This is a genomic window from Actinomadura sp. ATCC 39365 (genome assembly GCF_054392275.1).
Window position 1 is genome coordinate 2,401,623 of the sequence record NZ_CP184335.1, and the last position, 21,498, is coordinate 2,423,120.

The 21,498-nt window shown below is 70.9% G+C and carries 21 protein-coding genes; 11 read left to right on the forward strand and 10 right to left on the reverse strand.

The genetic code is table 11. The features are described 5' to 3' along the window. The first annotated feature begins 161 nt into the window (after window positions 1-161). The 4 genes from ACNF49_RS12070 to ACNF49_RS12085 all read left to right on the forward strand — a co-directional run bounded on the left by ACNF49_RS12070 (window position 162) and on the right by ACNF49_RS12085 (window position 4,152). Window positions 162-1,901, forward strand: coding sequence for an acetolactate synthase large subunit (locus ACNF49_RS12070; protein WP_357973239.1), 1,740 nt, complete (start codon window positions 162-164; stop codon window positions 1,899-1,901). Next, on the forward strand, window positions 1,894-2,418 hold the full coding sequence (gene ilvN / locus ACNF49_RS12075) for an acetolactate synthase small subunit (RefSeq protein ID WP_482943707.1): 525 nt from the start codon (window positions 1,894-1,896) through the stop codon (window positions 2,416-2,418). The genes ACNF49_RS12070 and ilvN overlap by 8 nt, the downstream gene beginning before the upstream one ends. Before the next feature lie 23 nt (window positions 2,419-2,441). After that, window positions 2,442-3,425, forward strand: a complete 984-nt coding sequence (ilvC, locus tag ACNF49_RS12080; RefSeq protein ID WP_357973514.1) for a ketol-acid reductoisomerase — start codon at window positions 2,442-2,444, stop codon at window positions 3,423-3,425. A 103-nt stretch (window positions 3,426-3,528) separates the two neighbouring features. Continuing rightward, a complete protein-coding gene (locus ACNF49_RS12085; RefSeq protein WP_482943708.1) occupies window positions 3,529-4,152 on the forward strand; it encodes a class I SAM-dependent methyltransferase in 624 nt (207 codons plus the stop codon). A gap of 123 nt (window positions 4,153-4,275) precedes the next feature. On the opposite strand, the gene ACNF49_RS12090 is transcribed toward ACNF49_RS12085, so the two are convergent. Next, entirely contained in the window at window positions 4,276-4,692 is a 417-nt protein-coding gene (locus ACNF49_RS12090; protein WP_482943709.1) for a DUF1275 family protein, read from the reverse strand. Next, window positions 4,680-5,102, reverse strand: coding sequence for a YoaK family protein (locus tag ACNF49_RS12095; RefSeq protein WP_482943710.1), 423 nt, complete (start codon window positions 5,100-5,102; stop codon window positions 4,680-4,682). The genes ACNF49_RS12090 and ACNF49_RS12095 overlap by 13 nt, the downstream gene beginning before the upstream one ends. 124 nt (window positions 5,103-5,226) lie before the next feature. Between ACNF49_RS12095 and map the strand changes: the two genes are divergently transcribed. Then, window positions 5,227-5,994 carry a type I methionyl aminopeptidase gene (gene map, locus ACNF49_RS12100; RefSeq protein ID WP_482943711.1) on the forward strand — a complete coding sequence of 256 codons (768 nt, stop codon included), beginning with the start codon at window positions 5,227-5,229 and terminating at the stop codon, window positions 5,992-5,994. A gap of 214 nt (window positions 5,995-6,208) precedes the next feature. Next, on the forward strand, window positions 6,209-6,478 hold the full coding sequence (locus ACNF49_RS12105; RefSeq protein WP_352318980.1) for a hypothetical protein: 270 nt from the start codon (window positions 6,209-6,211) through the stop codon (window positions 6,476-6,478). Window positions 6,479-6,915: 437 nt separating this feature from the next. On the opposite strand, the gene dacB is transcribed toward ACNF49_RS12105, so the two are convergent. Continuing rightward, the gene (dacB, locus tag ACNF49_RS12110; protein WP_482943712.1) at window positions 6,916-8,460 is read right to left on the reverse strand and encodes a D-alanyl-D-alanine carboxypeptidase/D-alanyl-D-alanine endopeptidase; all 1,545 of its coding nucleotides are present in this window, start codon (window positions 8,458-8,460) and stop codon (window positions 6,916-6,918) included. 130 nt (window positions 8,461-8,590) lie between these two features. After that, the gene (locus tag ACNF49_RS12115; protein ID WP_482943713.1) at window positions 8,591-9,142 is read right to left on the reverse strand and encodes an FHA domain-containing protein; all 552 of its coding nucleotides are present in this window, start codon (window positions 9,140-9,142) and stop codon (window positions 8,591-8,593) included. An 88-nt stretch (window positions 9,143-9,230) separates the two neighbouring features. On the opposite strand from ACNF49_RS12115, the gene ACNF49_RS12120 reads away from it, so the two are divergent. Genes ACNF49_RS12120 through ACNF49_RS12130 form a run of 3 tightly spaced genes read left to right on the forward strand, consistent with a single transcriptional unit; the run spans window position 9,231 to window position 12,968 of the window. Continuing rightward, window positions 9,231-9,743 (forward strand): PadR family transcriptional regulator, encoded by a 513-nt coding sequence (locus ACNF49_RS12120; RefSeq protein ID WP_352318985.1) that lies wholly within the window; start codon window positions 9,231-9,233, stop codon window positions 9,741-9,743. Window positions 9,744-9,801: 58 nt separating this feature from the next. Next, on the forward strand, window positions 9,802-10,419 hold the full coding sequence (locus ACNF49_RS12125) for an ABC transporter ATP-binding protein (protein WP_482943714.1): 618 nt from the start codon (window positions 9,802-9,804) through the stop codon (window positions 10,417-10,419). Next, window positions 10,416-12,968 (forward strand): ABC transporter permease, encoded by a 2,553-nt coding sequence (locus ACNF49_RS12130; RefSeq protein WP_482943715.1) that lies wholly within the window; start codon window positions 10,416-10,418, stop codon window positions 12,966-12,968. The genes ACNF49_RS12125 and ACNF49_RS12130 overlap by 4 nt, the downstream gene beginning before the upstream one ends. Here the strand turns inward: ACNF49_RS12130 and ACNF49_RS12135 are convergent. Next, window positions 12,928-14,289 (reverse strand): MFS transporter, encoded by a 1,362-nt coding sequence (locus tag ACNF49_RS12135; protein WP_357973216.1) that lies wholly within the window; start codon window positions 14,287-14,289, stop codon window positions 12,928-12,930. The genes ACNF49_RS12130 and ACNF49_RS12135 overlap by 41 nt on opposite strands. 80 nt (window positions 14,290-14,369) lie before the next feature. Next, window positions 14,370-15,194, reverse strand: a complete 825-nt coding sequence (locus ACNF49_RS12140; protein ID WP_357973213.1) for a hypothetical protein — start codon at window positions 15,192-15,194, stop codon at window positions 14,370-14,372. A gap of 297 nt (window positions 15,195-15,491) precedes the next feature. Here ACNF49_RS12140 and serA point away from each other — a divergent pair, with 297 nt between their 5' ends. Continuing rightward, window positions 15,492-17,081 carry a phosphoglycerate dehydrogenase gene (gene serA / locus ACNF49_RS12145; protein ID WP_357973210.1) on the forward strand — a complete coding sequence of 530 codons (1,590 nt, stop codon included), beginning with the start codon at window positions 15,492-15,494 and terminating at the stop codon, window positions 17,079-17,081. A 352-nt stretch (window positions 17,082-17,433) separates the two neighbouring features. After that, window positions 17,434-17,562: a hypothetical protein gene (locus tag ACNF49_RS12150; protein WP_352318996.1), complete on the forward strand. Its 129-nt coding sequence runs from the start codon at window positions 17,434-17,436 to the stop codon at window positions 17,560-17,562. Window positions 17,563-17,570: 8 nt separating this feature from the next. Here ACNF49_RS12150 and ACNF49_RS12155 read toward each other — a convergent pair whose 3' ends face one another. From ACNF49_RS12155 to ACNF49_RS12170, 4 genes are read right to left on the reverse strand one after another with little or no spacing between them, the layout of a single operon-like run. Then, window positions 17,571-18,431 (reverse strand): ROK family protein, encoded by an 861-nt coding sequence (locus ACNF49_RS12155; protein ID WP_482943716.1) that lies wholly within the window; start codon window positions 18,429-18,431, stop codon window positions 17,571-17,573. After that, on the reverse strand, window positions 18,428-19,591 hold the full coding sequence (locus ACNF49_RS12160) for a sugar ABC transporter permease (protein ID WP_482943717.1): 1,164 nt from the start codon (window positions 19,589-19,591) through the stop codon (window positions 18,428-18,430). Before ACNF49_RS12160 ends, ACNF49_RS12155 begins: the two co-directional genes overlap by 4 nt. Beyond that, window positions 19,588-20,307, reverse strand: coding sequence for an ATP-binding cassette domain-containing protein (locus ACNF49_RS12165; protein WP_482943718.1), 720 nt, complete (start codon window positions 20,305-20,307; stop codon window positions 19,588-19,590). Before ACNF49_RS12165 ends, ACNF49_RS12160 begins: the two co-directional genes overlap by 4 nt. After that, window positions 20,308-21,402: a sugar ABC transporter substrate-binding protein gene (locus ACNF49_RS12170; RefSeq protein WP_482945517.1), complete on the reverse strand. Its 1,095-nt coding sequence runs from the start codon at window positions 21,400-21,402 to the stop codon at window positions 20,308-20,310. Window positions 21,403-21,498 lie beyond the last annotated feature (96 nt).

The window sequence follows — 21,498 nt, forward strand, 5'->3', positions numbered from 1 at the left end:
GGTGTAAGCCATGCTTCGCAGTGAGATTCTCGTAGTACTTCGCCGGCGCGCAGGCCGATAGCGAAGCACTCCGACCTGCGCGCCGCCCCAGTCCCACCCCCACCGGTGGGAAGGGGCATTTTTTATGTCCTTAAGTGAGTAGCCACGCAAGGAACGAGCCGATGACCGAACGGATGACAGGTGCACAGGCCCTGGTGAGGGCGCTGGAGCACGTGGGAGTCGACACCGTGTTCGGGATCCCGGGCGGCGCGATTCTGCCCGCCTACGATCCCCTTTACGACTCGACCAAGGTCCGGCACGTGCTTGTACGGCACGAGCAGGGCGCCGGCCACGCGGCCGAGGGTTACGCGCAGGCCACCGGCAAGGTGGGCGTGTGCATGGCGACCAGCGGCCCCGGGGCCACCAACCTGGTGACGCCGATCGCCGACGCCTTCATGGACTCGGTGCCGATCGTGGCGATCACCGGCCAGGTCGCCGCGCCGATGATCGGCACGGACGCGTTCCAGGAAGCCGACATCTCCGGCATCACCATGCCGATCACGAAGCACAACTTCCTGATCACCGATCCCGCGGACATCCCGCGCACGATCATGGAGGCCTTCCACATCGCCTCGACCGGCCGTCCGGGGCCGGTGCTGGTGGACATCTCCAAGGACGCGTTGCAGGCCCAGACCACGTTCAGCTGGCCGCCGGTCATGCAGCTGCCGGGCTACCGCCCGGTCACCAGGCCGCACTCCAAGCAGATCCGCGAGGCCGCCAAGCTGATCGCCGAGTCCCAGCGGCCGGTCCTGTACGTCGGCGGCGGCGTGCACAAGGCCGGCGCGTCGGCCGAGCTGCTGCAGCTCGCCGAGCTGACCGGCATCCCGGTCGTCACCACCCTGATGGCCCGTGGCACGTTCCCGGACAGCCACCCCCAGCACATGGGCATGCCGGGCATGCACGGTAGCGTCTCGGCCGTGGGCGCGCTGCAGAGATCCGATCTGATCATCGGGCTGGGCGTGCGCTTCGACGACCGGGTGACCGGCAACCTGGCCTCGTTCGCGCCGCAGGCCAAGATCGTGCACGCCGACATCGACCCCGCCGAGATCTCCAAGAACCGGCACGCCGACGTGCCCATCGTGGGCGACTGCAAGGAGGTCATCAGCGACCTCGTCGGCGCGATCCAGGCCTCCGGCCAGAAGGGCGACTACACCGACTGGTGGACCGTCCTGAACGGCTACAAGGAGACCTACCCGCTGGGCTACGAGACCTTCGAGGACGGCACGCTGGCCCCCCAGTACGTGATGGAGCGGCTGAGCGCCATCGCCGGGCCCGACGCCTACTACGTGTCCGGGGTCGGCCAGCACCAGATGTGGGCCGCGCAGTTCATCGACTACGAGAACCCCGGGACGTTCATCAACTCCGGCGGCCTCGGCACGATGGGCTTCGCCGTCCCGGCCGCCATGGGCGCGAAGATGGGCCGGCCGGAGGCCACGGTGTGGGCCATCGACGGCGACGGCTGCTTCCAGATGACCAACCAGGAGCTGGCCACCTGCGCCCTGGAGGGCGTGCCGGTCAAGATCGCCGTCATCAACAACGGCAACCTCGGCATGGTCCGCCAGTGGCAGACGCTCTTCTACGAGGAGCGGTACTCCAACACCAACCTGCAGACCGCGCGTCGCATCCCCGACTTCGTCAAGCTGGCGGAGGCCTATGGTTGTGTGGGCCTGAGGTGCGAGCGCGCCGAGGACGTCGACGCGACCATCAGGAAGGCCATGGAGATCAACGACGTGCCGGTCGTGATCGACTTCGTCGTCCACCAGGACGCCATGGTCTGGCCCATGGTCGCGGCCGGCACCAGCAACGACGACATCAAGATCGCCCGTGACATGGCGCCGAAGTGGGAGAACGAGGATGAGTAGACACACGCTGTCCGTGCTTGTCGAGAACAAGCCGGGTGTTCTCGCTCGGGTCTCCGCGCTGTTCAGCAGGCGGGGGTTCAACATCGACTCGCTCGCCGTCGGGCCCACCGAGCACGACGACATCTCGCGCATCACGATCGTGGTGAGCGTGGAGGAGCTGCCCCTTGAACAGGTCACCAAGCAGCTCAACAAGCTGGTCAACGTCCTGAAGATCGTCGAATTGGACCAGTCACAGTCGGTCCAGCGCGAACTCATGCTGATCAAGGTCAAGGCGGACGCCGAGAACCGGTCGCACGTCCTCGAACTCGTCAACCTCTTCCGTGCCCGCTGCGTGGACGTCGCGGCCGACGCGGTGACCATAGAGGTCACCGGCACTCCCGACAAGCTCGAGGCGTTCGTCAAGGTCCTTGAGCCGTTCGGGATCAAAGAGCTCGTCCAGTCGGGCATGGTGGCCATCGGCCGCGGCGCCCGTTCCATCACAGACCGGTCCCTCAGGGCACTGGACCGTACCGCCTGAAAGGTTTTATTCAAGTGACCGAGATCTACTACGACGACCAGGCCGACCTGTCGATCATCCAGGGGCGTCACGTGGCCGTGCTGGGGTACGGCAGCCAGGGCCACGCCCACGCGCTCTCCCTGCGTGACTCCGGCGTCGACGTGCGCGTCGGCCTCCCCGAGGGCTCCAAGAGCCGCGAGAAGGCGGAGAACGACGGGCTGCGGGTCGTCACCCCGGCCGAGGCGGTGGAGGAGGCCAACCTCACCATGATCCTCGCGCCGGACCACATCCAGCGCCACCTGTACGCCGAGCACGTCGCCCCCAACCTCGTCGAGGGCGACGCGCTCTTCTTCGGCCACGGCCTCAACATCCGCTACGGCCTCATCGAGGCGCCCGAGGGCGTCGACGTCTGCATGGTCGCCCCGAAGGGCCCGGGCCACCTGGTCCGCCGCCAGTTCGAGGCCGGCCGCGGCGTCCCGTGTCTCGTCGCCGTCGAGAAGGACGCCTCCGGCAAGGCCCTCGACCTGGCGCTGTCGTACGCCAAGGGCATCGGCGGCACCCGCGCCGGCGCGCTGCGCACCACCTTCACCGAGGAGACCGAGACCGACCTGTTCGGCGAGCAGGCCGTGCTGTGCGGCGGCGTCTCCGAGCTGATCAAGGCGGGCTTCGAGACCCTCATCGAGGCCGGCTACCAGCCCGAGGTCGCCTACTTCGAGTGCCTCCACGAGATGAAGCTCATCGTCGACCTCATGTACGAGGGCGGCATCTCCAAGATGTACTGGTCGGTCTCCGACACCGCCGAGTACGGCGGCTACACCCGCGGCCCGCGCGTCATCACCGACGAGACCCGTCAGGAGATGCGCCGCATCCTCGGTGAGATCCAGGACGGCACCTTCGCCCGGCAGCTCGTCGAGGAGTTCGACGGCGGCCAGAAGGAGTTCACGCGTCACCGCGAGGAGCTGGCCGAGAACCCGATCGAGAAGACGGGCGCGAAGCTGCGTCCGATGATGAGCTGGCTGAAGGCCTGACCTTTCCGCCGTACGTCGCCCGCCTGCTGCACGGTCAGTGGGCGGGCGATGCATTTCTCCCGTTTGTGGGGGTTCGCCGGCGAGGCGGTGGCATGATGCCGGGATGCCTTTCGATCACAACGATCACTACCACCCGGCGATGGCCCGGCTCGTGCCCAGGGGAGCCCGGACGGCGCTCGACGTCGGCTGTGGCACCGGGCGGTTCGCGCGGCGGCTGGCGGGCCGCGGGATCGAGGTCGACGCGGTCGACCCGGCGCCCGAGGTGATCGAGGCCGCCTCGTCGTCGCCGGTGAGCGGGGTCCGGTTTCTGTGCGCCGACGTCACGCGCATGGAGCTGCCCGCGGGGCGCTACGACTACATCTCCTGCCTGGCCAGCTTGCACCACATGCCGTTCGAGACTGTGGCCGCCTTCCGGGACGCGCTGGCGCCCGGCGGGGTGCTGGCCGTCCTCGGGTGCTACGCGGAGCGGACGGCCGCCGACTTCGTGTGGAGCCTGGCCGCCGTACCGGTGAACGCGGCGGCACGGGTGGCGGTGGCGGCGGGAGAGCGGGCGGGCGGCCCGCGTGCCGGGACGGTGCCCGCGCCGGTGCGGCCGGCGGACATGTCCCTGGCGGAGGTACGGCGGGAAGCGGCGTCCCTGCTGCCCGGCTTCTCCCTGCGCAGGCTGCTCTTCTGGCGCTACCTGCTGACCTACCGCAAACCTGCCACCTCGGAGATACCAGGCTGACCTGCCGCAAGACGCGCCGCCTCGGGGCTGACCTGTCGTAAGCCTGTCGCTTCGGGGCTTCCGGGCTGACCTGCCGCGGAGTGTGCCGCCTCTGGGGTGCAGCGCTGGCCCTCCGCCTTCTCGTTACAGGGCCGACCGGGCGTGTGGGCGCGGTCTCGCGCGGTGGGTCGTGGTGAGGACCCAGGCGGCGGTGGCCGCCGCGACCGTGGCCGGGGCGATGAACGGGGTGACGGCGGCGTGCACGCGCAGCGCCGAGGCCGCGACGACGGCGCCCGAGGCCACGCAGAGCACCACGCCCAAAGGGCGCAGCACCCCCGAGCGCGTGCCGACCGCCTGGCCCGCCAGGCTGGTCAGCGTGCCCGTGACGTAGGTCGTGGACAGGCCGGGGCCGCCCGCCCAGCGCGTGACCGCGCTCTGCAGGCCCATCGCGGTTCCCGAGGCGGCGATCAGCGCCGGATGCGGCAGCGCGCGCGCCGCCCATCCGGCCGCCACCACCACCAGCAGCACCAACTCCGCGAGCAGCACCACTAGCGGACGCACGGGCACCCCCACCGGCGTCCCGACCGGCACCTCCACTGGCCCCTCCGCAGGCTCCCGGGCCCGCACTTTCGCGGGTTCCCGGTCCGCCCCCTCCGCCGGTTCCCAGTCCCGCGCCTGCGTCGGCGCGCGGGCGGGTGGTGTGGCGGTCCGCGGGGGCGGGGAGCGCGTCCGGCGGGGGCGGCGCGGCCCAGCAGGGTGAAGCCGATGGCCAGGCCCAGGCAGAACGTGGTCAGGGCGAGCCCCGAGCGGATGACGTGCGAGGTGTCGCCGGTGCCGAGCGCCAGGCCGAGCAGGACGACGTTGCCGGTCATGTTCGCGGTGAACACCTGTCCGAGCGCGAGAAAGCTCAGCGCGTCGACGGCCCCTGCCGCGAGCGCCAGAGCGAGCATGGAGAACCGTCCGAAACGCATACTCTGAGCACTATAACGATTACTCTGGGTGATTAGTCAAGCGGGTGGTGAGGTCGCTGCAAGCCCTCGGGAAGCGTGATAATAATACCGGTATAGTTATCGCGCCGAGGGCTGGGAGGCCGCTGTGATCACGCTCAAGACCGCCGGGGAGATCGACGCCATGCGGGAGGCGGGCCGCGTCGTGGCCGCCGTGCACGCCGCCGTCCGGGAGCGGGCCGCCGTCGGGGTGTCGCTGCTGCAGCTCGACGACGTGGCCCGCGAGGTCATGCACGAGGCCGGGGCGCGGTCGTCGTTCCTCGGCTACCACCCGTCGTTCGGGGCCATGCCGTACCCGGGGGTGGTGTGCACGTCGGTGAACGGGGTCATGTTGCACGGGTTGCCCACGCCGTACCGGCTGCGTGAGGGCGACGTGCTGAGCGTGGACTTCGGCGCGCACGTCGACGGCTGGCACGCCGACGGCGCGGTCACCTTCGTCGTCGGGCATGCGCGGGCCGAGGACCTCAAGCTCATCCAGGTGGCCGAGGAGACGCTGGCGGCGGGCATCGCGGCCGCCGTGCCGGGCGGCTGGATGGGCGACATCGGGCACGCGATGTCGCTGGTCGGCCGCGGCGCCGGCTACGGCATGCAGAACGACTTCGGCGGCCACGGCATCGGCCGGGCCATGCACGAGTCGCCGTTCGTGCCCAACGAGGCCCGCCCCGGACGCGGCCTGCGACTGCGCCCCGGACTGGTGATCGCCATCGAGCCGAGCCTGATGGCGGGCGGCGACGACGAGTACCTCATGGCCGAGGACGGGTGGTCGGTGTGCTCGGCGGACGGCAGCAGGAGTGCCCACGTCGAGCACACGGTGGCCATCACCACCGACGGCCCGGTGGTTCTCACCCTTCCCTGACGCCCGCCGTCAGCGGCAGGTCATGGCGGGGCCGGATATTCCTCTGCCGCGTACACCGATCGGTCAAGAAGGGCGAGCTGTGTCACCCCTTCCCCCATGCGGCGTATTTTCGCTGGTAAAGACAGAAATACCGGCGTTTGTTGAAAGAGGGCCTAGGGCAAATCTCCTCCCGATAGCTACGGAGAGTAGTCGATAGGTATCAAGGAGAATCGATATGTTCAGACAAGGGCTCATCCTGGCCGGGCTCGTCGGCGGGATGGTCATGGTCGGCGGCTCCGCTCTAGCGGCGACCCCTCACATGGCCTTCGTCCCTCACTCCGACGAGGACCCGGGCCGGGTTCTCTTCGTCTGTGGTGACGAGAACATCTTCGCCCGTGGCGAGGTCGACAACAGCACCAGCGGCGTGCTCGTCCTCGAGACCGGCGACATCCTGAGCCAGATCCTCGGCATCAAGAGCAAAGACACGAAGTGCGCCGTCAGCTGAAGTAATTCCTCAGCGGCTGAACTGCGCGACTAAGGGGCCTGTCCACAAGGGCAGGCCCCTTAGTCGTGCCCTCTTGCATGCCGAGAAAGGGCGCCTCGAAGGGGCGGGCCGCCTTCTGTCGGAGAGGGGGCGGGCCCGGCCGCGGTCCGGTGTGCGGGGGGACGTGCGGCGCGGGCCCGCCGGGAGGGGAGCGTGCCGGGCATGTGGTGGGACGACCGGCTTGGGGGTGGGGCCGGCGACGGCCCGGCGCTCCCGGGGATCAGGGGGTTCGCCACGGCGTTGAATCCGCATTCTGGCGCGCCCATGTCGGCTATGTAGTGAAAATGCGAACTATATCTGGAGCTCCAGGTGATCAGATCGTGATGACCGTCCTGTCGAGCCAGGCGAACGGCGGCCCGCCGGACGTCCGGAGGGCCGCCGAGGTCGTCATCGGTTCGTCAGCACTGGGCCGGCTTCAGCCACGAGCACTCCAGGTCGCCCGCCGGGCCCTGGTCGGCGGCCTTGAGCTGGGCGGTGACGTCGGTCGCCGTCGCCCGCGAGAACTGGGCGAGCCGTACGGCGATCTTGTCCTCGATGTCCTTCGGCGAGCCGGACAGGTACTGGTTCAGCATGATCGAGAAGACCAGCGGCTCGCCCTCGGCGCTGGTCACGTAGCCGGACAGCGAGGTCACGCCGGTCAGCGAGCCCGTCTTGGCGTGCACGTTGTTGGCCGCGGGGGTGTTCCGCATCCGGCTGCGCAGCGTGCCGCCGGTGAAACGGTCGGCGTTGCCGGCGATGGGCAGGGCCTCGTACCAGGTGCTGAACCACGGCTTGGTCCGTACGGCGGTCAGCAGCTGGACGATCGAGTCCGGCGAGAAGCCGTCGCGGCGCGACAACCCCGAGCCGTCCCGCATGTTGATCACCTGGGCGCCGTTGGCCTTCGCGAAGTCCGTGGCGACCTTCAGCCCGGCCGACCATGTGCCCTGGTTCGCGGCCTTGCGGCCCATGGCCTTGGTGAGGATCTCGGCGTGCATGTTGTTGCTCAGCTTCAGGAACGGCACCAGCAGCTCGCTCAGGGGCATCGAGTCGTGCCTGGCCAGCTCGGCCGCCCCGGCGGGAGCCGCGCCCGTCGCCGTCGGCCCGAGCACCCGTACGCCGTGCGCGGCCAGCGCCTTGCGGAACAGCGAGGACACGTACGCCGTGGGGTCGTCCACGGCCACCCACTCCTGGTACGGGTCGGCGACCGTGCCGGTGATCACGACCGTCCGCGTGCCGTGCTGCCGCTCGATGAGCACGTCGGTCTCGGCGCCCACGGTGGCCTTGTTGACGATCTTCAGGTAGTCGGTCGCCGGGGTGGTCGAGACCTTGACCTGGCCGCCGTCCGCCTCGACCGAGACGATCACCGAGCCGGCGTCGTAGTCGCGGTCGGGGGAGGCGGTCAGTGCGGAGATCGGCGCCGCGTAGTAGGCGGTCTCGTCGTCCCAGGCCCAGTCGGTGCCGAGTCGCTGGCCGTCGAACCAGGTGTCGTCGGCGATCAGCTTGCCCGTGACGACCTTGACGCCGGCCGCCGCGACCTTGGCCGCCAGCGCGTCGTAGTCCTCGGCGAGCATGGTCGGGTCGCCGGTGCCGCGTAGCACGAGGTCGCCGGTGAGCACCGAGCCGACCTTGCGGCCGGCGTTCAGCACGGTGGTCGGGAAGCGGTAGTCCAGGCCGAGCGTCTCCACCGCCGCCGCCGAGGTGAACAGCTTGGTGTTGGACGCCGGGGTCATGAGCTTGCCGGCGTCGGTGGCGTAGAGCTGCTCGCCGTTCGCGGCGCTCTTCACGACGACGCCCGCCCTGGCGATCGTGAGCCTGGAGTCGCCGAGGATCTGGTTGATGTCCTGGGTCAGGTCGGCCACGCCGGGGGAGGGGCCGAGGGCGACCGCCGGTGTGGAGGGGCCGGACGCCCACGCGAGTGCCGCGACGAGCGTGCCCGCGAGGAGGGAGGCTGAGGTGCGCCGCATGTGGTCTCCAAGGGACTGGGGGATCGCATGTGAGCATGAATCAGCGCAGTCGCCGTGTAATCCGCAAATATCCGTATTTCTGGAGCCGACTCGGCGCGTCCGGCACGGGGGTGCAGGGGCGGAGGAGGGGTCAGGAGGAGGGTTGACCTGAGGCGACGAGGAAGCCGCAGTCGCCGAAGGAGATCTCGTCGCCCGACTTGACCCGGACGGGCCCCACCAGCCGCCACCCGTTGAGCCGGGTGCCGTTGAGCGAGCCGAGATCGACCAGCATCCAGCCGCCGTCGCCCTCCCGCCGCAGCTCGGCGTGCACGCGCGACACCGTCAGGTCCGCCAGGACGAGGTCGCAGGCCGACCCCCGGCCCACGACGTAACGCAGCCGGTCGTCGTCCGGCAGCGCCAGCCGGGGCAGCCGCGGCCGCCGCCAGGCCGCCTGCAGCCGGGTGGTGAGCTCCGACACCGACGAGACCGCGTCCGTCAGCCGCTGCCTGATCGTGGGCCGCCGCGGCAGGTCGGCGACCAGTTCGTCGAGCTCGTGCTGGTTGCGCGCCCGCAGCGCCTGGTCGACCCGGCCGACGAAGGTGTCGTGGGAGATCCGGCCCTCCACGGCCCGGTGCTTGAGCTCGTCGATCGCACGGTCGCGTTCCCCGTCGGAGGCGCGGAACGGCGGTTGGGTGGAGCTCATGTCCCGAGTATCGGCCTGAACGGCGTTCCGTGTCCAGAATACGCGGATCAGTTGCGATGGACATACTCAGTATGCATACTCAGTATCCATGTCGATCAGACACGGACTGCTCGCCCTGCTGAGCAGCGCACCGCGCTACGGCTACCAGCTCCGGGTGGAGTTCGAGGCGTCGACGGGGGCGACCTGGCCGCTCAACATCGGCCAGGTCTACACGACGCTCGCCCGCCTGGAACGTGACGGCCTGGTGGCGCCGGGCGGAGCCGACGAGCAGGGCAGGGCCGTCTACACGATCACCGAGGCCGGTCGGGAGGAACTGGAGCGATGGTTCAGCACCCCCGTCGACCACTCCGACCGGCCTCGGGACGAACTAGCCATCAAGATCGCGATGGCCGTCGCCGCCACCGACGTGGACGTGGGCGCGGTCATCCTGGCCCAGCGGATGGCGACCATGCGTACGCTCCAGGACCTGACCAGGGCCAAGAGGGCCGCCGGTGACGGCCTCGCCCAGCGGCTCGTCCTGGAATCGATGATCTTCAAGGCCGAGGCCGAGCAGCGCTGGCTCGACCACTGCGAGGCCGTTGTCAAGGAGAAGAACCAATGACTGTGGTGGAGCTGCGGGACGTGACCCGCGAGCACGGCCGGTGCACGCCCTGCGCGGCGTGAGCCTGGAGGTGGCACAAGGTGAGCTCGTCGCGGTCATGGGCCCGTCGGGCTCGGGGAAGTCGACCCTGCTCAACCTGGCCGGCGGCCTCGACCGGCCCACGACGGGCACGGTCCGGATCGAGGGCCGCGACCTGGCCGAGGTCCGCGACCTGGCCGCGCTGCGACGCGGCAGCGTCGGGTACGTCTTCCAGGACCTCAACCTGATCCCGTCCCTGACGGCCGCCGAGAACGTGATGCTGCCCAGGGAACTGGACGGCGTCCGCGCCGGCCAGGCCCGCCGGGAGGCGCTGGCCGTCCTGGCCGACGTGGGCGTCGACCAGATCGCCGACCGGTTTCCCGAGGAACTGTCCGGCGGCCAGCGCCAGCGCGTGGCCATCGCCAGGGCACTGGTCGGCGAGCGGCGGCTGCTGCTGGCCGACGAGCCGACCGGCGCGCTCGACACGGCCACCGGCGACGAGATCCTGCACCTGCTGCGCAACCGCTGCGACGAGGGCGCGGCGGTGCTGCTGGTCACCCACGAGCCGCGCTACGCGGCCTGGGCGGACCGGGTGGTCTACCTGCGGGACGGCCTGATCGCGGAGGCGTCGGCGATGCGGATGGAGAGCTCCCGATGAGCGCCTTCCTCGCCGCCCTGCGGATCTCCCGCAGGGACGCGTCGCGCTTCAAGGGCCGCAGCGCCCTGATCATGGTGATGATCGGCCTGCCCGTCCTGGTGATCACGGCGGTGCTCACCGGCGCCGCCACGACCAGTCTCACCCCGAAGGAGCGGGCGGTCACGCGCTTAGGGGCGGCCGACGCCCGCCTGATCACCTTCCCGTTCCGCACCCCGGTCCGGCAGGACTACAGCGGTGACTCCGCGTACCAGCCGGAGATCAGCGGTTCGCCGCGGCCGTGGACGACCACGGAGATCAACGCGCTGCTCCCCGGCCGCCTGCTGCGCTACCAGACGAGCCAGGTCAACGTCCGGCTGCCCGACGGCTTCAACCAGGCGGACGTCGTGGAGGTCGATCTGCGCGACCCCATGACGGCCGGGATGCGCACCCTGGAGCAGGGCCGCTACGCCGCCGCGCCCGGCGAGGTGGCGATCTCGCCGAAGATGGCCGACCTGGGCGTCCGGGTGGGCGACACGCTCACCGTGCGGCGGCCGGACCGCGCCGTGAAGGTGGTCGGCGTCGCCGAGAACCCCAACCGGCCCGGCATCCTGGAGCTGGCCGCCCTGCCGGAGGGCCTGCTCAACCGCCAGAACGACGGCAACAGCAGCGGCTGGCTCGCCGACACCTCCGGCCCGGTCACGCGGTCGAAGGTGCGGCAGCTCAACAAGGCGGGCCTCGGCGTCGCCTCCCGCGCGGTGCTCGACGCCCACACGGGTGACGGCTCCCACCAGATCTGGAACGACCCGCGCGAGCTGGTCCAGCTCGGCGTGGTGATCGTGCTCGTCGTCATGGAGACCGCGCTGCTGGCCGGGCCGGCGTTCGCCGTGGGGCTGCGGCGGCGGCGCAGGGAGCTGGCGGTGATCTCCGCGCAGGGTGGGTCGGCCCGGCACCTGCGCGTGATCGTGCTGGCCGACGGCCTGGTGCTCGGCGGCGCGGCGGCGGTGCTCGGGGTCGTCCTCGGCATCGGTCCGGGCCTGCTGGTCGAGTCGATCGCGGCCAGGGAGCTGGACTGGTCGCACGGGCCGGTCGACGTGCCGTGGCTGCCGGTACTCGGTGTGGCGGCGCTCGGCCTGGTCAGCGGGCTGATCGCGGCGATCGTGCCGGCGGTGCAGGCCAGCCGCCAGAACACCGCGCAGGTCCTGGCCGGCCGGGCCGCGGAGGTCCGCGGGCGCGCCCGGCGCCCCCTGCTCGGGATCGTGCTGGTGACGGCCGGGCTGGGCGCGATCGGATACGCCATGACCAGGGGCCCGGTGACGATGACCGCGGCCTTCGTGCCGTGCGTGCTCGGCATGGTGGCGTTGATGCCGTGGCTGGTCCAGGCCACCTCGCGGATCGCCGCCCGGCTGCCGCTGCCGCTGCGCCTGTCCGTGCGCGACGCCGCGCGTCACCGCGTCCGTACGGCCTCGGCCACCGCCGCCGTCATGGCGGCCACCATGGGGGCGGTCGCGATCGGCATCGCCACCAGCAGCACGTACACCTCCCAGAAGGAGAACAACTTCTCGGTGTTCCCGTTGGGCACCACGGTGGTCGGCGGCACCACGGGGATGGACGACCAGCAGTGGGCCCGGCTGAAGGACGCCGTCCGGGCCCGGTTCCCCGGGGCGGAGGTCGCAACCGGACAGGAGGCGACGAACAACAAGGGCGGGCTCCTGCTGCTGACCGTGACCATGAATTGCGAGTCCTGCCTACACCGGTTCTACGGCCGTACTCCGATCGGTGGGGCCGACCTGCTCGCCTTCCTCCAGAAACGCCGGGACCCGCAGGCGGCCGCCGCGCTGGCGGCGGGCAAGGCCGTGGCGTTCAGCCCGCACTCGGTGCGTGACGGCATGATCGAGGTGACCTCGGAACCCTGGGACTCGAACGGCACTTCGACTTCCCGGACCTTCCGGGTGCCGGCCGTGGTGTCGAGCGGCGCCGACGCCCTCCAGACGGGCGCCGTGATCCCGCCGCAGGCGCTGGCCAAGGCGGGGATCGGCACGGTCGAGCGGTCGCTCTACGTCGCGTCCCTGTCGCAGGACGAGCGGCGCATGGAGGCCGACCTGCGGGGCGAGCTGGACAGCGACATGTACCTCTACTCCGAGCGGGAGGAGGGAGAGGAACGCGCCTCCGTCCTTATGCTGTTGCTCGGCGCGGCGCTGATCCTCGTGCTCGGGGGCACGTTCGCGGCCACCGGGCTGGCGGCGGCCGACATGCGCCCCGACCTGAACAACCTGTCGGCGATCGGCGCGGCGCCCCGGGTGCGCAGGCTGGTGGTGGCCGCCCAGGCCGCCTACATCGCGGGCCTGGGCGCGGTGGTCGGCCTCGTCGGAGGTGTGGTCGGCGGCCTCGCGCTGACCTGGCCGATGCAAAGGAGAGGCGAGTTCGGCCAGAACGGCGGCATGGAGGGTTCGGTGATCGACGTCCCCTGGCTGTTCCTGGCCGCGGTCGTGGTGGGTCTGCCGCTCGTCGCGGCCCTGGTGGCCGGTCTGTTCACCCGGACGCGCCTGGTGCTGGCCCGTCGGGTGGCCTGAGCCGATACCGCAGCGTCACCAGCACGGACAGGAAGATGATCAGCGCCGGGACCGCGGTCTGCCCGATGAGGACCGCGGTCACGGCGCTGTCCGGCTGCTGGACGGGCGTGCTCGCGTCGGACTCGACGAACCCGCCGATCGACAGGATGATCCCGAAGATCAGCGCGCCGAACGAGCTGACGCCGCTCTCGATGGCCGTCCACAGCCCGGTCAGCACGCCGGCCCGCCGCTTGCCCGACTCGGCGGCGTCCGCGGCGACCACGTCGGCCAGCATCGAGAACAGCATGAGCTCGACCCCGGCGATGCCGATGCCGACGAGCAGGATGGTCAGGTGGGCGTACAGGGGGCCGAACAGCGGGGTCGCCATGGCCGCCGCGGTGCCGCCGCCGAACAGCAGCGCGGCCAGGATCATCGCGCCGCGCTTGTCGAAGCGCCGGGCCAGCCACACCCACAGCGGCATGGTCAGCAGCATCGGCCCGACCAGCGCGGCGAAGAGCGTCTGCGTGCTCTTCGGCGACCCCAGCGTGTACGACGCGAAGTACGGCGCCGCGGCCAGCATCATGCTGACGGCGAGCATCTGCAGGCAGGCCATGACGGTCAGCCACAGGAACGCCCGGTTCCCCCTGATCGCCGCGAACTGCTCGCGCCACCCGCCGTGGTCGGCCTCCGGCGCCCCGGTCATGGGGGCGCGGGCGGTGCCGAAGAACGAGCCGAGCATCGAGGCCAGCAGGATGAGGGCGATCGTCAGGCCCATCAGCCGGTAGCTGCCGAGCGTGCCCTCCTCGCCCTGGCCGGTGGCGATCATCGGGGCCAGCACGCCGCTGATCGCGGTGGCCGCGCCGATGAAGATCATTCGCCACTGCAGCAGCGAGGTGCGCTCGTGGTAGTCGTGGGTCATCTCGCCGGGCATGGCCTTGTACGGCACCTCGTACAGCGCGTACGCGGTCGCCGTCGCCATGAAGCACAGCCCGACGTACAGGGCGGCCGGCACCCCGGTCAGCGGCGGCCCGGCGAAGACGAGGAAGAACGCGACGGGCAGCGTCAGCGACCCGGCCAGCAACCAGGGGCGGCGCGGCCCCATCCGCGAGACGGTCCGGTCCGACCAGCGGCCGACCAGCGGGTTGATGATCAGGTCCCAGACCTTGGGCGCGGTGACCACCACGCCGGCCAGCCACGCGGGCACGGCCAGGAAGTTGGTCATGTAGTAGAGCAGGAGCAGGCCGGGCACGGCGCTGACCGTGGCCGTGCAGAAAGAGCCCACGCCGTAGCCGAGGCGCACGCCCCTGGAGACCGTGGGCGCGCTCACCGGCGATGTGATCATGAGGCCCATTCAAGCCGAGCGAGGGCTTGTTCGGTAGGGCCCAGTTTCCCGGGCCCCACCGGGTCGCTCCCGTACGCCGGCTACTCGCGCACGTCGGCGCAGACCACGTGCGCGCCGATCTCGATCATCCGGCGCTCGCTGCGCGCGTCGGCGACCCTGGCCATGAGGATCGGCGCGCCGCTGGCCGCGAACTGCGGCAGGCGGGCGCGTACCAGGCGGTGCAGGTCGCGGACGACGTCCTCGGCGGCCGACATGTGCACCTTGACGTGCAGCATGATCCCGGTCGCCCCGGACGCGGTGCCGGCCTCGGAGATCCACACGTGGTGCACGAGCGGGAAGTCGGCCAGCAGTTGCGCGATGGCCTGCCGCAGCGCCGGCAGGATCGGGTGCGTGCACCTGCGGTAGCCGGGGTCCACCTGCTGCATCGGCCCCGACAGGTGGGGCCGGGGCGCGGGGACCCACGGCAGCGCGGGCGCCTGCGGGGCGGGCGGGGCCACCTGCGCCAGCGAGGGCACGCGCGAGACGGTGGCCATGGCGCCGGTCGCGTAGGCGGCGGGCACCGCCCCCGACAGCACGGGCGTGGGCCCCGAGCGCGTGCCGGTGAGGAAGCGCTGGAGATCGTCGATGGGCACGGCCGCGGCTGCGGGGCCCGCGGCGTCGATCACGATCTCCGGCACGCCGGTGACGCGCTGGATGTCCAGGATGGTGTCGGCGTCGCACACCGAGAGGGAATGGCTGCCGCGGTGCCTGGCGTAGGTCGTAGGGCTGGTGTACCCGAGCAGAACCCGGTCACCCGCCTGGGTCGTCCCAAGGACGACCGATCGATCTGGTCGCACTGCCACCAGGACTCCACCGTCGGCGAGGGCCGCCAGCAGGCGATGGGGCGTGCCATGCTGTGCGAGCACGTCGGCAAGCGCAGGATTCCCGATGCTCATATGACGAACCATAGGTAGTCGGCCACGGCTTATCAGGCTAATGGCCAACAAATCCCCCGATCAAGACAAAGATGTGTGCAGAGTGGATGACTTTGCTGCCGCCTGGGTACCGGAGCCGCGTCCAGGGTGTCGCGACGCCGAGCGGGGCCGTCTCAAATCGTGGGTCCCTCGTGAACGCGTTCACAAGCGCGGATAGACTCTGAGGGATCCGAGGGGCCCAGCGACGTGTCCCTCCAGCCCGCCGCATGCCCCTAAGGATCCACGCCTGTGAACAAGCCCGTCGTTCTGGTCGCAGAGGAGCTGTCCGAGGCCGGCCTCGCCGTGCTCGGCGCTGATTTCGAGGTCCGCCACACCGACGGAGCGGACCGTTCCCAGCTTCTGCCCGCCCTCGCCGACGTGGACGCCCTGATCGTGCGCTCCGCCACGCAGGTCGACGCCGAGGCCATCGCCGCCGCGCCGAAGCTGCGCGTGGTCGCCCGCGCCGGCGTCGGCCTCGACAACGTCGACGTCGAGGCCGCCACCAAGGCCGGTGTCATGGTCGTCAACGCGCCGACCTCCAACATCACCAGCGCCGCCGAGCAGACCATCGCGCTCATCCTGGCCAGCGCCCGCAACACCGCCCAGGCCCACGCCGCGCTGAAGAACGGGGAGTGGAAGCGCTCCAAGTACACCGGCGTCGAGCTGGACGAGAAGGTCGTCGGCATCCTCGGCCTCGGCAAGATCGGCCAGCTCGTGGCCCAGCGGCTCCAGCCGTTCGGCGTCGAGCTGATCGCCTACGACCCCTACCTGCCGCCGGCCCGCGCCGCGCAGATGGGCGTCAAGCTGCTCAGCCTCGAAGAGGTGCTCAAGCAGGCCGACTTCATCACCGTGCACCTGCCGAAGTCGAAGGAGACCCTCGGGCTCATCGGCGACAAGGAGCTGCACGAGGTCAAGCCGTCCGTGCGGATCATCAACGTGGCCCGCGGCGGCATCGTGGACGAGGGCGCGCTCTACTCGGCGATCAAGGAGGGCCGCGTCGCGGGCGCCGGCCTCGACGTGTTCGCCAAGGAGCCGTGCACCGACAGCCCCCTGTTCGAGCTGGACCAGGTCGTCGCCACGCCGCACCTCGGCGCCTCCACCCACGAGGCTCAGGAGAAGGCCGGCACGCAGGTCGCGCGGAGCGTGAAGCTGGCGCTGGCGGGCGAGTTCGTGCCCGACGCGGTCAACGTCCAGGGCGGCGCGGTGGCCGAGGACGTCAAGCCGGGCCTGCCGCTGGCCGAGAAGCTGGGCCGGGTGTTCACCGCCCTGGCCGGCGAGGTCGCCACCAAGCTCGACGTCGAGGTCCGCGGCGAGATCGCCTCCCAGGACGTGCGGGTCATCGAGCTGGCCGCGCTCAAGGGCGTGTTCGCCGACGTGATCGAGGAGCAGGTCACGTACGTCAACGCGCCGCTGCTGGCCAAGGAGCGGGGCATCAGCGTGGAGCTGGTGACCAGCTCCGAGAGCCCCGACTGGCGCAACGTGGTGACCGTACGCGGCGTGCTCGCCGACGGCCGCCAGATCTCGGTCTCCGGCACGCTGTCCGGCCCCCGGCAGATCACGAAGATCGTCGAGGTCAACGGCTACGAGATGGAGATCGAGCCGACGGCCCACCTGTCCTTCTTCACCTACACCGACCGTCCCGGCGTCGTCGGCGTGGTCGGCCGGCTGCTCGGCGAGGCCGGCGTGAACATCGCCTCGATGCAGGTGGCCCGCGACGTCAAGGGCGGCAAGGCGCTCATCGCGCTGACCGTCGACTCGGCCATCCCGGCCGCCGTGATCGACCAGATCGCGGCCGAGATCGGCGCCGAGAGCGGCCGTTCGGTCGACCTGGAGGACTGACCTCGCGACCTGAGGACTGAGCCCCCGATCCGGGGGAAGGCCGTCACCTGGACCGTTCCGGGTGGCGGCCTTTTTCTTGTCTCAGAATGCGAGATAGTAGGACATCCAACGAGACAGCGAAACAGCCGCCGGGTACCGTTGGTGGAAATGCGCCAGGTTCTCGTACTCATTACCTGCCGCGGCGGGGCCTGTTAGGGCAGGCCGACGACCCGCCGCGGTGAGTGGTGATGCCGTCGGCCGGTCAGTCCCTTCCCTTCGCCCGGTCCGTGACCCGGACCCGCGAGAGCAGGCCCGGTCGGATTCGCGACCGGGGTCCGACGCCCCCTTTTCTGGAACGCGCCAGCGAAACGAGATGAGCGACATGTACGAGATGTACGCCTGGAACCGTACCGAAGAGAACGAGAACGAGGCCGCCGAGGCCCTGCAGACCGCCCTGGACCGCAGGGACAACGGCGGCGCCCCCCAGAACTCCGCCCGGTAGCGCCGTCCTCAGGCCCGCGCCGCGGCGTGGGCCGAGGCGAGCGCGCCGAGCAGCGGCGCGTCGTCCGTGAACCGGCCGGGCCGGATCTCCGGCGGGAACGGCACGGCGCGCCGCACCTCCCCGGCCAGCCTGGGCACGATCAGCCCGGCCGCGCCCATCATGCCGCCGCCCACGACCAGCACCTCGGGGTCGAGGGTGACGCACAGGTTCGCCACGGTCATGGTCAGCACCGACAGCGCCTGCGCCACCAGCTCCGCCAGCGGTCCGGAACGCGCGGCGAGCACCTCCTCCGCCGTGGTCGCGCGGCCGAGCAGCGCGCCGCCCCTGGCCGCCAGCCCCGCGCCGGAGACCAGTTCCTCCAGCGGCACCCGCCCGTCGGCGAAGGCCGCCTGCCCCGGCGTGACCTGGAGGTAGCCGATCTCGCCCGCCGCGCCGTGCGCGCCGGGCACCACCCGGCCGCCGACCACCAGGGCCGCCGCCAGGCCGGTGCCGAGGTTGAGGTAGACGCCCGTGGAGACGCCGCGCAGCGCGCCCCACCGCAGCTCGGCAGCCGCCGCCGCGTTCACGTCGTTGTCGATGGCCACCGGTGTCGCGCCGAACTCCTCGCGCAGCAGCCTGGGCAGCTCCAGCCCCTCCCAGCCGGGCACGTTCGGCGCCAGGCGCACCACGCCGTCCCTGATCACCCCGCAGGTCGAGAAGCCGACCGCGGCCGGACGCGCGTCCAGGGCGCGGGCGGCGGCGAGGGCCCGGACGAGCGTGTCCGGCCCGGTCTCCAGCCGGGTGCGTCCGGCGACCACGGGCCCGTCCGAGCCCGAGACCCCGATCGCGACCTTGGTCCCGCCGACGTCGATGCCCAGGACCCGGCTCACCGCGCGGCGCCCCTGCGGGCCAGCGAGTCGATCGCCACCGCCAGGGCCAGCACGCCGGCCGTCACCATGAACCGGACGGAGGAGTCCACGCTCAGCAGGAACATGCCGTTGGTGATCGACTGGATGACCAGCACCCCGAGCAGCGCGGCGTAGGCCCGTCCCCGTCCGCCGAACAGGGACGTGCCGCCGATGACCGCCGTGGCGATGGCCATGAGCAGGATGTCGCTCCCGCCCGACCCCTGGTTGACCGCCGACAGCCGGCTGGCGGCCAGCACGCCGCCCGCCGCCGCCAGCGTCGAGGCCAGCACGAACGCCAGGATCCTGATCCTGGTCACGTTGATGCCCGCGCGCCTGGCGGCCTCGGCGTTGCCGCCGACGGCGTACAGGTGGCGGCCGAACGCGGTGTGCCGCAGCACCAGGTCGAGCAGGACCACCAGCGCGCCGAAGAGCACCAGCAGCAGCGGCACGCCCCGGTCGGCCGACATGACCGCCACCGCCGCGCCGAGCACGACCGCCAGCCCGCCCGCCGTCACGGGGATCTGCCACGCCGGCGCCACGGGCAGCCCGGCGGCCACCCGCGCCCGCCTGGCCAGCGTGGCGACCCCGGCGTGACCGCCCGCCAGCACGACCACCAGCGCCCAGGACAGCCACCCCGGCAGCCAGGTGTCGCTCAGCCCCGAGATGAACCCGTTGAACGGCAGGTTGATCGTCCCGCCCTGCCGCAGCAGGTAGAGCAGCAGCCCGAGCCAGCCCATCAGCCCGGCCAGCGTGACCACGAACGACGGCATCCGCAGCTTGGTCAGCATGAGCCCGTGCAGCAGCCCGATCGCCGCGCCGGCCGCCAGCGCCAGCAGGATGGCGAGCAGGGCGTTCCAGCCCTGCTTGACGTGGGCGATCGTCATGATCGTGGCGCACAGGCCGCTGACCGAGCCGGCCGACAGGTCGATCTCGCCGAGCAGCAGCACCATGATGACGCCGAGCGCGATCGTGCCCGTGGCGGCCATCTGGAGTGCCAGGTTGGTGAGGTTCTCGGGCGACAGGAAACGCTCGTTGAGCGTGCTGAACACGATCGTGATCGCCACCAGGCCGCCGACCACCGGCCAGGCGCCGGCCTCTCCGTGGCGCAGCCGTCCGGTCACCGTGATCGGCATCGCCGTCATTCGCCCGCTCCTGTGATCGCGGCCACGATCTCCTCGCGGGAGGCCTCGGCCGTACGGAACTCACCGGCGTTGCGCCCGAGACGCAGCACCACCACCCGGTCGCTCACCTCGTGCACGTCGGCGAGGTTGTGCGAGATGACCAGCACCGCGAGCCCGCGCTCGCGCAACCGCCGGATCAGCGCCAGCACCTGGGCCGTCTGCTCGACGCCGAGCGCGGCGGTCGGCTCGTCCAGGATGACCAGCCGGGGCTCGCCGAGCAGCGCCCTGGCGATGGCCACCGACTGCCGCTGGCCGCCCGACAACGTCGACACCGGCACCCTGATGTCGCCGATGCGCACGTCGAGCTGGGCGAGCAGGTCGCGGGTCGCGCGTTCCATGCTCAGGTGGCGCAGCACCGACCAGCGGCGGCGTTCGGCGCCGAGGAACAGGTTGGCCACGACGTCGAGGTTCTCGCAGAGCGCGAGGTCCTGGTAGACGGTCGAGATGCCGAGCGCCTGCGCGTCGTGCGGGGTGGCGACGCGCACCGGCACGCCGTCCACCGTGATCTCGCCCTCGTCCGGCAAAACCGCGCCGGAGATGGTCTTGACCAGCGTCGACTTGCCCGCGCCGTTGTCGCCCATGAGCGCCACGACCTCGCCGGGACGCAGCTCCAGCCCTGCCCCGTCGAGCGCCCGCACCGCTCCGTACCGTTTGGAGATCCCGGTCGCCGCGATCATCTACTCGATGCCCGCCTTCGCGCAGGCGGCCTTGACCTCGGCCGTGCAGATCTGGTCTGCCTGGTAGAACCCGTCCTTCACGATGGTGTCCTTGATCTTGTCGGCGGTGACCGCGATGGGGTCGAGGAGGAAGGCCGGGATGTCGGCCGTGCCGTTGTTCATCTTGGAGGTGGCGGCGGGCTGCTCACCCCTGGTCAGGGCGACGGCCAGCTCGGCCGCCTTCTCCGCCTCCCTCCTGATGTCCAGGTAGATGGTCATGTACTGCTCGCCGGTGAGGATGCGCTGCACGGCGGCCAGCTCGGCGTCCTGCCCGGTGATGGGCGGCAGCTCCTTGTAGCCGGCGCGCTTCATGGCCGCGATGGCGCCGCCCGCCATGCCGTCGTTGGCCGACAGCACGCCGACGATCTGGTCCCTGCCGATGGCGGTGATCGCCTGCTCCATCTGCTGCTGCGCCTTGTCGGGGCTCCAGTCGGGGGTGTCGAACTCCCTGCCGACCCTGACCTTGCCGTCCAGGACGCTCTTGGCGCCCTTCTTGTAGTCGGCCGAGCTGGGGTCGGTGGGCGAGCCGTGGATCATCACGATCTGGCCCTTGGCCGTGGTGCCCTTGGCGTTCATGGCGTCGAGCAGCGCCTGGCCCTGCATCTCGCCCACCCGTACGTTGTTGAACGAGACGTAGTAGGCGTAGTCGATCCCCGAGATCAGCCGGTCGTAGGCGACCACCGGGACCTTCTTCTGTCTGGCCTGGTTGACCAGGGGCGCGACCGCGTTGGCGTCCACGGCGTCCAGGACGAGCACGTCGGCGTCCTGGGTGAGCGCGGCCTCGACCTGTTGTTGTTGTTTGGCCGCGTCCTGCTCGGCGTTGCCGTAGATCACCTTGCAGTCGGGGCACAACGCCTTGACCTTGGCCTCGAACAGCGGGCGGTCGAAGGCTTCGTACCGGGTGGTCTTGGATTCGGGGAGGAACAGGGCGATCGTCCCGCCCTTCGACGTCCCCTCGGCCTGAGTGGTGGTGGTGGTCGTGCCGGTGGTGCTGGTCCCGCAGGCGGCGGCCAGCAGGACCGCCGCCGCGGGGATGAGTCGCCAAGCTCGGTGCATCACACTTCGTCCTCTCAGAAGATGCCCGCCCCCGCTTGGTAAGAAAGGTAGTTTACTATCAGGTGTGTTGGCTAGAGTGCACCTCGGAGGGAGGCC

Excerpts from the sequence above, each read along its gene's own strand:
- ACNF49_RS12070 (WP_357973239.1), top strand. The coding sequence starts at position 162 with ATGACCGAACGGATGACAGGTGCACAGGCCCTGGTGAGGGCGCTGGAG.
- ilvN (WP_482943707.1), top strand. The coding sequence starts at position 1,894 with ATGAGTAGACACACGCTGTCCGTGCTTGTCGAGAACAAGCCGGGTGTT.
- ACNF49_RS12085 (WP_482943708.1), top strand. The coding sequence starts at position 3,529 with ATGCCTTTCGATCACAACGATCACTACCACCCGGCGATGGCCCGGCTC.
- ACNF49_RS12095 (WP_482943710.1), bottom strand. The coding sequence starts at position 5,102 with ATGCGTTTCGGACGGTTCTCCATGCTCGCTCTGGCGCTCGCGGCAGGG.
- ACNF49_RS12105 (WP_352318980.1), top strand. The coding sequence starts at position 6,209 with ATGTTCAGACAAGGGCTCATCCTGGCCGGGCTCGTCGGCGGGATGGTC.
- dacB (WP_482943712.1), bottom strand. The coding sequence starts at position 8,460 with ATGCGGCGCACCTCAGCCTCCCTCCTCGCGGGCACGCTCGTCGCGGCA.
- ACNF49_RS12115 (WP_482943713.1), bottom strand. The coding sequence starts at position 9,142 with ATGAGCTCCACCCAACCGCCGTTCCGCGCCTCCGACGGGGAACGCGAC.
- ACNF49_RS12120 (WP_352318985.1), top strand. The coding sequence starts at position 9,231 with ATGTCGATCAGACACGGACTGCTCGCCCTGCTGAGCAGCGCACCGCGC.
- ACNF49_RS12130 (WP_482943715.1), top strand. The coding sequence starts at position 10,416 with ATGAGCGCCTTCCTCGCCGCCCTGCGGATCTCCCGCAGGGACGCGTCG.
- ACNF49_RS12135 (WP_357973216.1), bottom strand. The coding sequence starts at position 14,289 with ATGATCACATCGCCGGTGAGCGCGCCCACGGTCTCCAGGGGCGTGCGC.
- ACNF49_RS12150 (WP_352318996.1), top strand. The coding sequence starts at position 17,434 with ATGAGCGACATGTACGAGATGTACGCCTGGAACCGTACCGAAGAGAAC.
- ACNF49_RS12160 (WP_482943717.1), bottom strand. The coding sequence starts at position 19,591 with ATGACGGCGATGCCGATCACGGTGACCGGACGGCTGCGCCACGGAGAG.
- ACNF49_RS12165 (WP_482943718.1), bottom strand. The coding sequence starts at position 20,307 with ATGATCGCGGCGACCGGGATCTCCAAACGGTACGGAGCGGTGCGGGCG.
- ACNF49_RS12170 (WP_482945517.1), bottom strand. The coding sequence starts at position 21,402 with ATGCACCGAGCTTGGCGACTCATCCCCGCGGCGGCGGTCCTGCTGGCC.